The 14,758-nt window shown below is 58.5% G+C and carries 10 protein-coding genes; 2 read left to right on the plus strand and 8 right to left on the minus strand.

Annotated elements, in window-relative coordinates; translation table 11 throughout:
* The 3 genes from EOA27_RS03220 to EOA27_RS03230 all read right to left on the minus strand — a co-directional run.
* Positions 1 to 1,137 (minus strand): DNA repair exonuclease (locus EOA27_RS03220; protein WP_145970253.1); only part of this gene is annotated, 1,137 nt, incomplete at its 3' end.
* Between the two features lie 86 nt (positions 1,138 to 1,223).
* On the minus strand, positions 1,224 to 6,794 hold the full coding sequence (locus tag EOA27_RS03225) for a DUF3320 domain-containing protein (RefSeq protein ID WP_127255448.1): 5,571 nt from the start codon (positions 6,792 to 6,794) through the stop codon (positions 1,224 to 1,226).
* A gap of 379 nt (positions 6,795 to 7,173) precedes the next feature.
* Positions 7,174 to 7,461, minus strand: coding sequence for a hypothetical protein (locus tag EOA27_RS03230; protein WP_210214134.1), 288 nt, complete (start codon positions 7,459 to 7,461; stop codon positions 7,174 to 7,176).
* 368 nt (positions 7,462 to 7,829) lie between these two features.
* Between EOA27_RS03230 and EOA27_RS03235 the strand changes: the two genes are divergently transcribed.
* Together EOA27_RS03235 and EOA27_RS03240 are read left to right on the plus strand one after the other, a co-directional pair.
* Positions 7,830 to 8,279 (plus strand): MucR family transcriptional regulator, encoded by a 450-nt coding sequence (locus tag EOA27_RS03235; protein WP_126062093.1) that lies wholly within the window; start codon positions 7,830 to 7,832, stop codon positions 8,277 to 8,279.
* 279 nt (positions 8,280 to 8,558) lie between these two features.
* Positions 8,559 to 9,152 (plus strand): thermonuclease family protein, encoded by a 594-nt coding sequence (locus EOA27_RS03240; RefSeq protein ID WP_245456595.1) that lies wholly within the window; start codon positions 8,559 to 8,561, stop codon positions 9,150 to 9,152.
* A gap of 38 nt (positions 9,153 to 9,190) precedes the next feature.
* Here the strand turns inward: EOA27_RS03240 and EOA27_RS03245 are convergent, their stop codons facing one another.
* From EOA27_RS03245 to EOA27_RS40455, 5 genes are all read right to left on the minus strand, one after another.
* Complete coding sequence (locus EOA27_RS03245) at positions 9,191 to 10,072, minus strand: hypothetical protein (protein WP_245456597.1); 882 nt, start codon at positions 10,070 to 10,072, stop codon at positions 9,191 to 9,193.
* A gap of 328 nt (positions 10,073 to 10,400) precedes the next feature.
* Positions 10,401 to 11,447 (minus strand): hypothetical protein, encoded by a 1,047-nt coding sequence (locus EOA27_RS03250; RefSeq protein ID WP_189476399.1) that lies wholly within the window; start codon positions 11,445 to 11,447, stop codon positions 10,401 to 10,403.
* Complete coding sequence (locus EOA27_RS03255) at positions 11,444 to 12,757, minus strand: hypothetical protein (RefSeq protein ID WP_127255452.1); 1,314 nt, start codon at positions 12,755 to 12,757, stop codon at positions 11,444 to 11,446. Before EOA27_RS03255 ends, EOA27_RS03250 begins: the two co-directional genes overlap by 4 nt.
* A complete protein-coding gene (locus EOA27_RS03260; protein ID WP_126062097.1) occupies positions 12,757 to 13,419 on the minus strand; it encodes a hypothetical protein in 663 nt (220 codons plus the stop codon). Before EOA27_RS03260 ends, EOA27_RS03255 begins: the two co-directional genes overlap by 1 nt.
* 148 nt (positions 13,420 to 13,567) lie before the next feature.
* Positions 13,568 to 14,758, minus strand: a 1,191-nt coding sequence (locus EOA27_RS40455) for a hypothetical protein (protein WP_189561947.1), incomplete at its 5' end; no start/stop codon positions are given.

The raw sequence follows: 14,758 nt of genomic DNA on the forward strand, positions 1-14,758 counted from the left end.
GGCAACCGTCTTTTGAATGAACGCTCTCGCTTCGGAGCGGAACGCGTCCGACGCGGCGTCGCTATGCATCGACGCGGCGAGTTCGTAAGTCGGATCAGCAATGTCCCCGGCTGCATCGTCGCCCCCTGGCGAAACTACGTCGAGATCGAGCTTCTCGATCCAGGTGTCACCGAGTTGCCCAGCCACCTGTTGCGCCTCGGCTAGAAGTAGGTCCTTGTCACGAATGAGCTTCCACGACAGCGGCGACGCTCCGTTCAAATTCAATCGAGTCAGAACGTGCCGCGATCGGACATTGGATCGCAGCTCTTCAAGCGCCGCGCGGATGCGCATGACGACCTCTGGCCACTCAACGGTTCCAGTGAGATCGACGCTGAGACGTTCGAATTGCGCGACGCTGGTCAGCCTCTCCTCGATCTCAACGGAACCGTCATCACGTATGGTCACAAGCGTTGCCGATTTCTCGCCGGCCTCATTGATATCCCTGCCCTGGGGAATACCCGGCATCACGACCGTCGCGCGTGCCCCTGGATAGACTTGGCGAACATGGATGTGCCCAAGCGCCCAGTAGTCGAAACCATGATTGTGCAAGTCGGCAATGCTGCAGGGTGCATAAACGTCGTGACCGGGGGAGCCCGCCAGGCTGGTGTGCATGATACCCACATTGATCGCGCCGTCTCGAGCTATCGGGTACTTGGGCAACAGGCCTTCTGGCGCCTTAGGGTGCCCGAAGCTCAGTCCATGGAAAGCTACGTCGAGACCGCCAGAAGTCAGCAATACCGATTGAGCGCGGCCGCCGAAGATAGTCACGCTGTCTGGAAACACGAGCTGCTTTGAGATGCGCGACAAGGCATCATGGTTGCCACGGATCTTGAAGACCCGGATCCCCGCCTGGTGCAGTCGTGCAATCTGTGTTGCCACGAATCGCGCGGTCTTCATCGAAGTTTGTTCGCCATCGTAGAGATCGCCAGCAATGATCAGCGCATCCACCCGTTCATCAAGACACAAATCCACTATCGAAATGAAGGCTTGGCGGCTGGCGTCGCCCACGAGCTCCGCGAGTTCGAGATTTCGCAGCGCTAGCGAGCGCAGCGGTGAATCCAGATGGACGTCGGCCGTGTGAACAAATCGAAACGCCATTCAGCCTCCAGCCAAGGACAGACCTCGTCCAAGGTTCGTCACGTCAGGCGAGGATGGCAGCCAGCCCTCGCGTTGTCGCTGATATCTCACTGGCCGTTTGCGCCGTCGATCAGCAGCCCGTCTTGGTATCGCAATGATCCGTTCGCAACGGCGCCGGCGACCGCCGATGAAATCAATTGCCTCAATTGCGCGCTAGTGGCTTTGAAGCCCAGCATCCTCGAAACGCTGGTTGCGATTTCGTCTTCGGTTGCGCCGAGGTTGGACCTCACCACCTCGATTGCTCCTTGGGCTACTTCCTCCAACGAGATCATTTCGGGTTTACGCAATCCAGGGGACAGGACGCCACTGCGGTCGCGCAGCTGAATGGCTGCGCCGGGCTTGAAGCAGAAGTCGCCTCGACGTGCCACCGCTCCCCGCGCCTCGGCGACAATCAGGCCGCGCTCTATTGCGTCTTGGATCCTACCACCGGCCCGTTGAAGACCCCAGGCGTCCCGGATACGCGATACCACCTCATCGAGATGGATTGGCGTCTCCGCTGCCACGACCTGCTCGACCAGTCCCGCGAGAAGGCCGGTAGGCGTCTCGTGAAGCTCAAACTGTCCGGCCGGTCTTTGGACACGGGCTTCCGCGTAGGATCGATCAGGTGTGGAGGCGCCATTCATAGTTTCCAAGCCGATTTCGGTGACATTGCCTCGGTCAACCGTTACGACCTGTACCGCCGCGGCACGGCTTCGCTGGTTGCCTAACTCTGCCCGTTCCGCAAGTTCTCGTGTTGCAGCATCGATCGCTGCCACAGTTCGCTCGAGCTGTTCGCGCGGGCGCTGAAACCAGTCAGCACTCCAGATGCGATGAATGATCCAACCGTGGTCTTCGAGCACGGCTTGGCGCAGGCGATCCCGATCTCTGGCGGAGCGTGAGGAATGATACTCAGCACCGTCGCATTCGATACCAAGCAAATAGCGTCCTGGCCGCTCGGGGTCGGCAACTGCCAGATCGATGAAGAAGCCCGCGATACCTACCTGCGCATGGACCTGACAGCCTCGTTCAATCAATGCGTTGGCTACCTGTTCTTCAAAGATTGAACCCATCTCCCTAGTCGTCGTCTGTGCGAGCGAGATCCTCCCAGTCCGCGCGTAATGCAAGAAGAGCTTGAAGGCGAAAACCCCCTTACCCTTTCCGCGCTCGAGGTCGATGTCCTCGTCTGTTATCGACGCGTACACCTCACAGGCGCGCTTGGCCCGGCTTATGAGGACGTTAAGGCGACGCTCGCCACCTTCCGAACCGAGTGGGCCGAAGCGCATGGCCATGTAGCCCTGTGCATTCTTGGCATAGCCCACTGAGATCATGATCACGTCCCTCTCATCGCCTTGAACGTTCTCCAGGTTCTTGACGAAAAACGGCTCACTCGGATGGGCGTGGAAGAAGTCTTCCGTATCGGGATTTAGCCGACGCAGCGCTTCTAGCTCATCTTGGATCGCACGACGCTGGCTAACGGAAAAAGTGGCAACGCCCAGAGACTCTTGCGGATTCGACTTCGCGTGGCGGATGATCGCTTCTGCTACGGCCCGTGCCTCGATCGGGTTCGTCCCAGTCCCGCCTGAATCGAACACTCCGTCCGGCACGTGATGGAAGCGCAGCCCCATGCCCGCCTCTTGGGTATAGGGGCTCGGCACGATGAAGAGCCGGTTCTCGTAGAACTGACTGTTTGACACGGCAATCAGCGATTGATGGCGACTACGGTAGTGCCAGCGAAGCATGCGCTGCGGCAAACCACGCGCCGTGAAAAGCCCGAGGATACTTTCAATATCGGCAACCTGCGCACCCTCGCCCTCGTCATCTTCAGACTGTGAGCCGGTCATCTTCGCAAAGAATGTCGTCGGTGGCAGTTGGCGTTCATCGCCTACGACGACCACCTGGTTCACCCTGGCAATGGCACCGAGCGCATCCACCGGCTGGATCTGAGACGCTTCGTCCATGACCAACAGGTCGAACGACATGCGGCCGGGCGACAAGAACTGCGCTACCGAAAGCGGGCTCATCATGAACACGGGCTTTAGCGCTTGGACGGCAGGCCCGGCTCTCAGCATCAGCTGCCGGATAGGCATATGGCCCCTTCTGCGCGCCATTTCAGATCGGAGCAACCCCACGGGCCCGGCTCCACCATCTCTTGCAGGGATTTTGCGATGATGCGCTGTCACAACCTCGATGGCGCTAGCCCTGATCCTTTGCCGATCCAAATCGGCAAAGTCGCGGACCGCCCTGGAATGGAGCTCGCCGTCAAACCTTCCGAGCTCAGGCTCTTTCGTCGCCATCGCCGTCAGGATTTTCTCGTAATAGGCCATGTCGAAGACCGACCGCGCCGATGCGGTCGGAACCTGGCCGTTGGCTAGGCCGTCGATCAACTGTCCCAGGCCGGCCTTTCGGGCACTCTCGGATCGTTCTTCATAGGCAACCCATTTCGAGAGCTGTTCCTGGTGCGCGAGCCAGCCCTCCAATCGAGCAATCAGCTCGGCAATCGAAACCTCCGAGAAATCGTCAACTGCGAACAATGATGAAGCGTCAGCCTTCAGATCCTCCGCAAGCGCCTTCAATTGCAGCGCCGCGGCTTGGGTCGCTTCCCGCGTCGCACGAGCCGATTTTGCGATCTCGGCCCTGTCAGGCAGACGCGCGGCCAGATGTCGAAGCGCGCTGTTGTTTTTCAACCAGAGCTCGGCTTGCGTAAGCGCGGCCCAATTAGATCCTCGGCCACGCCAAGACGAGCCGAATGCGGATATGCCAAGGCCCTCAGCCGCATCGATCTCCCGAGCGAGATTTTGTAGAGCTCCCAGGCGCCGTACAAGCTCCAGCCGATCCGACAACTGATCAGGCACGCCGGCCAGAACCCCTTGAGACGCTTCGTCCGCCTGAGCTACGGAGCGCGCCTTCTCTTCCATCAGCTGTAGTGAAGCCCTTTCCGCGGAAGCCACGTCACCCAGCATGGACGGCGCGAGGTGGCCAAGATCATTCCAGAAACCCTCGATCATCGGCCGGCCGATATCTATCACCTTGCGAACTCGGAGCGCCCGCGCGCCCGCTTCAGTGCGCTCGGCAATACGACCGGCAATAAGTCGCGGTTCCGACCCAAGCCCCCTCAGCGTGCGCATCCATTCCACTAGCGCCAAGAGCGGTGCCGAAGACGATTTCTCCCGGCGCCAATCTGCGCCGAAGGCGGAGCGACCAAAGGCATCGCCATCACGAACCCTTGCGGCTGCCGCTTGCCCCTTCATCAATACGTCAAGGAGGCGCACGGTCTCGGTCGAAGGCGTGTTGGCATCGACCAGAAGGGATCGAACCAACGCCTTGGCGCGCCTGTAGTCGCGGCTCAATGCCTTCAACAGTCCGGTATGAGTGGCGAGGGCTTGCCTCGTTGCTACTACGTCCGTGTTCCAGGCAGCATCGACAACCTTGCCCTTCAATTCTGCTTGTACCGCCTCAAGTGTGGCGACGCTCTCTGCAAGGTCTGCGGCTTGTTCAAGTCCTGAATCCCAGACGGTCGCGGCAAATGCTTCGGGGCTTGCGTCAGGGGCAGCCGCAACTCTCTCCCCCGTCGCGATCAATCTAAGGATCCCTGCCAGCGTGTCCGGCACGACCGTTGACCCAAGCTCCTGATTCAGCCGCTCGGCTTCATCGCGCAAGCGCGGGAGCAGAACCGTCAGCTGGTGCGCGCGAACAAAGCCGTCCTTCGAAAATTCCGCCGGCAGCCTGGCAAGCTCTATCTCGAGATCTTCAATTGGGGTGTCGATCGCGGTCGCCGCCAAATGCCGCGAAACCTCCTCGAATCTGCGTGCGAAATCGGATCCTGTCCAAAGGAGCGAGGAGATTTCCTTAGGGCTGTCATCCCACGCCGGGGAAACTAGCGCTTCGGCCGGGAGGTCCGGTGCCGAAGCGAGAAGTTCCGCGCGATCCTCTAGATCGCCGCTGTCACTCAAAATCCGGGGAGCGTCACCCTCGATCCGCGCGGCAATGTCGATCAGTTTGGCCTGTACGGCCTTCGCTTGCTCCAGCAACGACGCAATGCGCGGCACGAGCCGCTCGACCGTCGTTGGCAATACAACATCAAGGCCAACTCCTCGCCAGGGATGGTGGATTGGCAGCCCGATTTCGTTGATCCGTTGAGAGACCTCGTCGAGCAGCTTTCGGCGCGATGAAACACCTTCATCCGTCCAATCGGTCGCACCCTCCAATTCGATATCCACCGGCTTTTGTCCGCTCTGCCTGAGCCGGGTTAGCTGGCCGAATACCTGATATGGCGTTAGCCCAGATGCACCGAAGGGAACATGCATCCGCTCTGCATGCGCATTGAGCTTATCGCGTGCCTGCAAGAGCTGTTCGGTGAGCGCAGACGGGAATTGGCCTCGAGGCGACCCGAGCTGCCAGGTGCGACGCAGCTCCTCCAGCATCATCCGCTTATTCGCCTTGTTGCTATGGAGCTCTAAGCAGGCATCCCCTACCCCGGCGTTGTCCAGTCGACGCTTCACGACCTCCAGGGCGGCCATTTTTTCGGCCACAAAAAGAACGGTCTTTCCATCGGCCACGGCCGACGCGATTACGTTTGCAATCGTCTGCGACTTGCCAGTGCCCGGAGGACCTTGGATGACAAGGTCGCGGCCCCTTCGGACATCATGAATTGCGAGCGTCTGGGAGCTGTCACTGTCGACGATATGCAACATCTCCGCGGGCGAGATATGCGGATCAATCGCAATATCCTCCGACATCAACGGCTCGCGTGCTTCAAAGCCATCTGAAAGGAGCGAGCGGATCTTCGGCTGTTCGATGATCTTTGAGCCCTCGGGCCAGATCTCGGGATCAAGATCCCGGTACATCAAGAACTTCGCGAACGAGAAGAACCCCAGCAACATGTCGTCCCGAAGCACCTCCCAACCCTCTTTGGTGGAGACCGCGTCGGCCACGGCATCGAGATACTTTGAGGCGTCGAAGTCGTCTCCCGCGTCGAAGCTCGGCATCGCAAGCTTGTGCATGCGATCGAGGTAGAGCTCGAGGGAGAGGTTCGCGCTCTGATCCTCCGGTCTTGCGCGCAGCCGGAACTTCTCCCCGGCCGTTCCTCGCTCAAGTCGGACCGGCACCAAAATGAGCGGTGCTTGACGGATGTTCTCCTTATTGTTCGGGTCAATCCACTTCAGCATCCCGAGAGCCAAGAAGAGGATGTTGACGCCCTGCTCCTCTTCGAGCGTTCGAGCATCATGATAGAGGTCGAGAAGCCGGCGCTGTAAGCCGGTGGGAGTCATCCGCGTCTGCAGTTTGGTGTCCGAATGTCGCGCGGAGATTCCCCGATCGTCGACCTGGTCATCCTCTGGCTGAGCAAGTGAGATGGGCGAATAGTCGATCTCTTCGTCCGCGGAGGTGCCCTCTTGGGCTGCCTTCGGTCTATCGGGCTTGCCGGCGAGGAACGTAAAGGCCTTGCCTGCGTTCACCAGCAACCGATAGATCTCCGACGACTTCTCATCGACAATGTCGATCGTCTTCGCGCTCTTGGAAAACCGCGGCACATTCAAAAGCCGATTGCGCGCGGAAAGATCAAGCAGCTCCATCCTGGCGCGCTCGAGTTTCTCCTTCAGAGGCAAGTCGCTCTGGAAGACGGATTTTTCGATGTCAGACAACTACACCCCCCCACGCACGACGAAAACATAGAACCTGGGCAATGGCCGTCGCAACAAGAAACAATCCCTTTTCCCAATTTGTGAATAGAGGCGACGTACCGGGCGGGCCGCAACATTTGTGAATGCGACGGAGGTCATCCTCTAGATTAGGTTTATAGGGGATCACGCAAGCAATGGCGGGAACGGTCAGTCATCCGCTAGATGCAGAACTGAGCTGTGGATAGCAATCGCCAGCCCTACTGAAGCGCAGTATGTTCTCTTTTTGTTCCAGCGTCAACGGGCGACGACGCCATCGTCGGCCTTAGAGAATTCGGCGATATATGCCGGGCGGCGAATCCAGGTCGTGAGCACTGACCCACCGTTTGAGGTCGAAGAAAACTCAGTCTTCATCCGATGACGACGATCTTTCCCGGCCGCCGCGAATTGCCAAATCCAACAGGTCGTCATGCTTTACTGACACTCCGTCACGGGCTCGCAAAGCGCCAGCGCTCGGATTCCGCTGCAGTTCCTCAATTTCCTTTTCCGTGCGGGCGCGGGGCGGCATCCCCTTGGTCGAACTGCCAGAATCCTCTGTACTTCCCTCGGATCCATTGTCTGGGCCTTCGGTATCTTCGGGATCCTGGTTGGTTTCGTCGGAATCCTCGTTGGGGTCTTCAAAAGATGTCACGATATGCGCCTTTGCTTTTTCCGCGATAGGACGGTCAGTAGACACCTCTGCCTTGATTCTTCAATCCCAAAGAACCTCGCTTTACCGGCCAATCGCAATTGTCTCGGCGCAAAGTCGCCTCGCTTTTTCAATTCTTAGCTTGCATGCCCGCGACGGGGCTGACTTTCGCGCCCATCCGGACTCTGATCAGCCGCTAAGCCGGCGGCTTGACGTCTAGGACGGCACGCGGGTCAATCTACATTGGGAAGGGACGCATACAAAGAGAATCGATGCGATTAGCTCTCATATCTTTCTGAAGATGGTTCCGGTCTACTGGCGTTTTGTGGGAATGCCGGTAATAAAAGAACGCTGTTTCATGGAGCAAAAAATTGGCCGACGATTCCCACAGTCACGTAGGGTCACTTATCGCACTCACCGCTGACATCGTATCAGCCTACGTCAGCAAAAACGCGGTGCCCGTTGCATCTCTGCCTGAACTTATCGAGAGCGTGAATTCATCGTTGTCACGTATTGGTCAGCCTGTTGAACCTGAAAAACCGGCACAGCTTCCGGCCGTCAATCCCAAGCGGTCGGTGACGCCGGACTACATCATCTGCCTCGAAGACGGAAAAAAGTTCCGATCGCTCAAGCGACATCTGACCACTCATTTCGGCCTGACGCCCGATGAGTATCGTGAAAAATGGGGACTGCCGCGCGACTACCCAATGGTCGCTCCCAATTATTCGGAGAGCCGTTCCGCGCTCGCCAAGTCGATGGGACTTGGCCGCAAGGCGGCTGCGGTGAAAAAGGCCCCGGCTAAAAGAGCAAAGGCCCGATAGGTCGATCACGTCTGTGCTCGCGAGGAGTTCTTAAAATTGAGGAACGATCGGCAATCCCACCGACATCGGTCGCGCCTTAGGCGCCGCCAACGTAGCTCGGTTGACCGCACTTCCCGAAGCACCCGGACCCTCGCCTTGATATCTCTAGGAGTTATCGGCCTGGCAGCTTCAGCTTACGCCGCCGTTTCCCTGACGGGACGCAGCCATGGTGAACTCGCCGCAGTTATACCCAACCAAACAGCTGCGAATCCACCATCCATAATAGGCACGCCGTCGGTTGTGGATGGCGACACTATCGAAATCCACGGTCAGCGAATTCGCCTCAATGGTATTGATGCGCCTGAAAGCCGGCAGCTTTGCAAAGATGCCAATGGGCTCGAATATCCATGCGGGCGACGGTCCGCCGAGGCACTAGACGCCTTTCTGGCCGAGGCTCGCCCCGTCCAATGCACGTTTGTCGCATGGGATAGGTATCACCGCTTCGTTGGAGATTGTCGCCGGGCCGACGGCGCCAGCGTCGCCTCGTGGATGGTCGAGCACGGCCAGGCTCTTGATTGGCCTCGATATAGCCACGGCACCTACGCCGATCTGCAAGCACAAGCGAAGTCCGGCAAGGTAGGATTGTGGACTGGCGAGTTCGAGGCGCCATGGGATTGGCGCGCAGGTCATTCGGATGACCCCAAGCCTTCAACCAATCGTAAGTTCAACCTCGTCAACCAAGGTCAAATAGCCCAGAGCTACTCGTGTCAGCCGCGACGCTATTGCTCTCAGATTTCCTCCTGTGAGGAAGCGCGTTGGTATCTGAGCAACTGCTCGTGGGGCGGTAAACTCGACAGAGACAGCGATGGCATTCCTTGCGAAGGTCTTTGCTGAGGGCTGTGGGGTGGATCGGCTGACCACCTCTCGTCTGTTCAGACCCTACCCGTGAGGCTTCGCTGACGCGAGGATGTTGCGGTGGCGCCATGCAGGTGCGCCAGCGCCGATATCGCATGGCAGAAAGGCTGACTGACGTTCGTTTTTGAAAATTCGACGAGTTCATTGAGACCGCTGCCGCTCGATAGGCGCAATGCCTCATATCGGCAGATCGGGATCTGCCTGTTGTTTTTGAACCGTCTGTCAGGGCCGCCGCTTTTGTTGGGATGTGCCCAGGTATGTCCTACAACCTCAGCATCGGATGGAACCTGACCAGTCTCGATGAAATTGCTTGGCGCAAATTGGGTACGGAGTTCACCATAGCCGATGGCGCCGTAGCGGTTGCCATCCTTCACCAGGACAAGATCCGGCATAAAATAGAGCACTTGCCGGCCCACGTGAATTGAAGGCGGCGTGACGTTGCTGCGAACAACTTGCGGCAAGGTGCTCGCAAGTACCGTCGGCTTCTTGTCCACCAGCATGCTGGCGCCGGCATTGCGCTTCCAAGTCGTCAGATCCTCGATCTTGCCGCCCGCCGCAACGTGCCACCTTCCCGCACAAGCGGTGAGCGTTTCGAAAGCGGCCACCAATCGGCCATAGGCCGCCTCGGCGTCCTGCTCCAAATCGTAGAAAAGCACACTAACCCGGCGATAGCCGTCAAACCACTTGCCGATCAGCATGCCGGGCAGGAAGGCTACAACTCCCACCACTGGCCCGACGCCCCCGATCGCCTTTCCGACCACGAAGCCCACGATGCCGCACAAGACCGCCAAGATCACCGAGAGCCGGATCTGCGACTGTCTGGCATTGATCTCGTCCAGGACTTCGGCAGAGGTCTCATCGCGCATTTCCATCACGTCGCCGGACTCGATCTCCCTCATCACGACACCATCTGCCACGTATTCCGGCGCAGACGGTTGCGGCTGTATGTCCGGTGTACGATGGGGCGGCTGGCGAGCAGTGTTTTTCGCGCCGGCCTTTCCGAGCGTCCCACGATAGTAGAGCCCGCCGACGCCTGCGTGGATGTAGTGGCCTCGTGGGCCCGTTCCGATCCGAAGCCCCTTAACGCCTACTGAGACGCCGACGCCGCCCGATGAAAAGTTAAATCGGAACGGCCCTGCGCTGATCGATTTGCGAACGTAAAACCCCATCCCCTTTGAGCCCCCAACTCAATGCTGTGAGCGTTAGGTCACCAGCATTCTTTCCCGCTCATGACTTCGACCCCGCAGCTGGCGCCAAGTCCGTTTCGCGGGAGCGCTGTCTCACCCTGATTTCAATTCGTCGTCTTGCCTTCACGTCGCCAGCCTGTGCTCCGTCAGTCAGGCGGTCGCCAGGAAGTATCAGCTGACCGCCTGACATCGGCAGGATGGTGAACCCTTTCAGCTCGGGCATGTCGCGCAAGATGCTCGTGACCGAGATCGCGCGAGCCAATCCAAGACCCGCGTTGTCGGCTGGGTGGAGCGTACCGATCCCTACCTTATGGGCCAGGACCGGCTGGAGCCCCTTGTCCATGTTCGATGACTCGCCGGACATCGCCTGCTCGTCCGTGTGGCCAATCACCTCGATGACGTCGACGCCATACGCCTTCGCAATGCTCGCAATGGTCTTCGAGAGATCACGCAGCTTCATCTTGAAGTCGTCGGAAAGCTCAGCACTGCCAGATGCGAAATTATACCCGCCAAGTTCGCTGAGGCTGATGATGGGTGGCCAATCATGCGGCTTGGTCGCAACCACGGCCTCGCCGGCCTTCTTCAGCGCCTCGGAAAGGTCCTTGGACGTCTTGGCCGCTCCAACGTAGCCATACTCCTTCAGCACCTTCACATGCTCGACCATCGCCTTGGCCTGTTCGACGTCGACGTCATTGTCGGCAAGAACTTTGGTGACCGGCGCCTTTTGCACCACCTCTTCAACCGTGAGCCCTGCCTTCTTGATTGTTTCGACGACCTCTTTCGCAAGGACGAGTTCGCGCCATTCTTGATCGGAGACATTGCGTCCCGTCGCGGGCTTGAACGCATTTAGCTGAGCGAGCAGCCGCTTGTTCTCCTCGTCGAGCTTGCGAATGGTCTCCTGGACGGATTGCGCAATCTTCTGCGCCTCCGCCGCCTCTTGCTCCTTTTTGTGGATGATGGCGCCGGCCGCTAAGAGAAGGCAGAAAACGAGAAGCAGCATCGTTTCGGCCATCGTCAGGCCAAGGATCAGACCGCGGCCATAACCTTTGCGCTCGAAAGCGACCGATGTTCCGCCGACGTCGCTCACCTGCCCCACCAACTGGACCGTCTCGGCGGCTCAACCTTTTCTGCCTGCGGTGTCCCGGCCAACGTCTGGAACGTATCGCCTTGCGGAGGTTGCGAAATCTCGATCGGCGCATCTTCGGTGACACTGACGGCAGGCGTCGCAGGAGGTGTCGGATCGATCGCTATTGGGCCGTTGACAGACTGGGTCGGGCGAGAAATTTGCGGACCCCTTTCCGCAAGCGCTGCGAAGAGTTCGCTCGTCTCTTTGCTCTGCTTTTGCAGCACGGCCGCAAGCGCCTCTGTCACCTTCTGCTGACCCTGCACGGTCTCGGCAGTCTTTTCCGCGGCTGCAGCGGCTCGCTCCACACTGCTCGCAACCGTCGCCACCACGTCCGTGAGACTGGTCATACGCACTTGCTGCTCCTGTGAGGCGGCTTCAGTTTTCACGGCATACTGCGCGACAGCACTGCCCAGCATCTTCACCATCGGCGCCAAATCGTTCTTCAATACCTCGTCAGGGACAACAACATTTCCGAGTTTCGTGGCCACCGTGTCCGCTTGCGCGCCGAGCTTGCTCACTGACGAAGACATCGAGCCATTGGCCTTGTCTAGCAAACCCGCGGCCGCCTCGACCCGTTGCGCAATGGAGGAAAATTGACGTTCGACCTGCCCGAAATTCTCCTTGAGAGCGTCGCTCAGTTTACCCGACGCCTCCTGCACGGGCTTGATCGCTTCCATCGCGACCTTCTCGAGGGCGGATCTAATGTGCTCGCCGTTTCGCTCTGCCTGCGTGGCAATCTCGGCAAAGCCCTCTTCCAGCATCTGATGGCTCACGCGCCGAAATTCGGCAAACTCCCTGGTCACGCTCTCCATCTCAGCCCTTACCCGCCTTGTCATGTCCGCGAGCTCGTGCCTGGCCGTCCGCTCAATATCGGCAGGATCGCGGCGCATCTGGTTGTAGAAAATTCTGAGCGCGATGCCCGTGATCGTCGACGTCACCGCGATACCGAAGTTTCGGACGATGGTTTCGGTCGAGCCTTCCGAGCCGAACTGAAACAATGAGACCCCAAGGCTCGTGAGCGTGAACAGGAAGCCCATGTAGTAGAGGTTGTCGCCAGTCTGCTCATCATGCAGCCGCAGCTTACCCGTGAAGACCGATACACCCAGGTAGAAGAACATCAGGCAAACCGGTATGCCCGCTCCGACAATCGGGTTCACACCGGAAAGTTTGGCGATTGCGATGAAGACGCAGCCTCCAAGGGTCAAAACCGCAAAGACAACCAGCGGAAAAACTTGATGGCCCAACAGGGAATGGTCATGTTTCCTGGCCATCAGTTCAACCCTTCCAACCTAACCAGCTTTTCGAACTCGCCGTGGTGATTTTGCACCCACTGCGTCCAGAACTCGGCGTGGTCGAGCGTCTGAAATGGCTTCTTCGTCCTGTCGATGTAGAGAATGGTGACACTCACTCCATCCAGCGACGTGCCGTAGGTGCGATCGGCGGCGCTATTGAGATATCTTTGGTAATCGAGGCCCGATCGGTACTGGGAATAAAGCGACGTATGCTCAATCATGTCCGAGGCGACAACCAATCGCTTTGCGCTATCCTGTTTCGCCAGACTGCTATCGAAGAGCGACAGTTTGATTTTTTGGATGCCGGCCATGATCGGAGACTGGCTTGCCGAGTCACCATTCGGAATCTCATCAGGAAGCTTACTCAAGGGATCGCCGAAAGCGTCTTCCCACTTCTTCTGACGACGGGCAGGATTGTTGGTCCAACTATCTACCGTTGACCCGTCGCCAGGATTGCATCCGTCGAACATAACGGTGAGGTCGCCAGGCGCTGAGTTCAAAGTGTAGATTCTTACATATCCGCCCGGCTCGACCCGCCCGATTGTCTTGCGGAACTCATTCTTCAGATCGGCTATCGTCGTTGCCGAAATCGGATCCGTCGCATCGATCAGAACGGCCGTCAGGCTGGTCGGCCCATCCAACGGGCAGTTCGTGCTAGCATCGATCTGACCCTTCCCAGATCTAGACCACATCCAGCCAAAGCCGGCCAACATCGCGACCGATAAAATCCCTAAGGCGACAGCCGCGACGATCGTGCCTGCTTGGCCCTTCTTCCGCCTGCGAGACCGCCTAGTCATTGCTCACACTGTCGGGATGAAGCTTGTCGAGGTCCCGGTATTGTTCGATACCACGTTCACATTCTTGGCCGATCAGCCGCACCTGAGCGTTCAGCTCTTCCTGTGCGGCGCGGATCGACGCGCCAATGTCAGACTCGCTCCACTCTCCCTCCCCCGAGACGTGAGGCTTTATCCGATCCAGTTTGTACGGTGACCCGAAATGCTTGGGTGCAGGCTCCGTTCTGGCCTGGATATTGGCCTCTCTGTACTTCGAGAGAAGCTGGTTACAAGCTCGCTCCAATTGATCCTGATGCTGCGCAAACAGCGCCAGAAGCCTCGAGCGATGATCGATAATCGCGCGATGCTCCCTGCGACGACTTCCGAGTTCCTTGACGATGTCCTCAACCTTCTCGTTGTGATCGTCACGAACATCTTGCAGTTCCTCGATCAGCTCCTTCTTGCGGTCGATGTAATCTTCGCGCCGGTGAACCAGCCGATTCTCTACCCCCGCGTAGCCTGGATACGGGTCGAACACGAACCAGCCGTCTATAAACGCGAAAAGCGAGAACATGAGCCCGATGCCAAATAGCAGCCACGACTTCACGTCCGTCAGACCTGTCGGATCGGCACGCAGATGCCGAATAACCTCGACACCTGCACCGTCAGCGAGTGACCCGCTCACCTCACGATAATGAGCCAGGGCCAGGTTTATGGTCACGGCCAGCACAATGTAGAAAATGATCGAACCAATGCCCACCAACTTTCCGAAACTGGACCGGTGGGTGACCAATCGGGCACAGAAAACCGCCAGCAGCAAAGCTGCTCCGATGTTGATGAAGGAGAATGCCGCAGCCTCTAGGATGCCTCCGAAGAGCCCTTGTTCGTTTCCCTTCGCAAGGAAGCTGCCGTTCATTGCAGTCTCAATGAGGAACAAGAACAGTAGCAGCGAGAGCCTAAGGACGTGAGCTGCGCCATGCTGCACGCGCGCAGCTCGAACCAAGCCGTGCTTCTCCTTGAACCAGGAATGCTCTTTCTCAGCGTCGTTCAGAGCCCTTCTCAATCCGTGGAGCTCGTCCAACCCGACGGCGACCGAAGCCTTGAAGTCCGATACGCTCGCTGCATTGGCCTGGCGGATCAGGCCGAATTGTTCTTCGAAATCCAGCCCGGCTAAACGCCCACCTAGAAGTTGGAGGCTATCCTCAAG

It is taken from the genome of Mesorhizobium sp. M2A.F.Ca.ET.037.01.1.1, assembly GCF_003998075.1.
Taxonomy (GTDB): domain Bacteria; phylum Pseudomonadota; class Alphaproteobacteria; order Rhizobiales; family Rhizobiaceae; genus Mesorhizobium.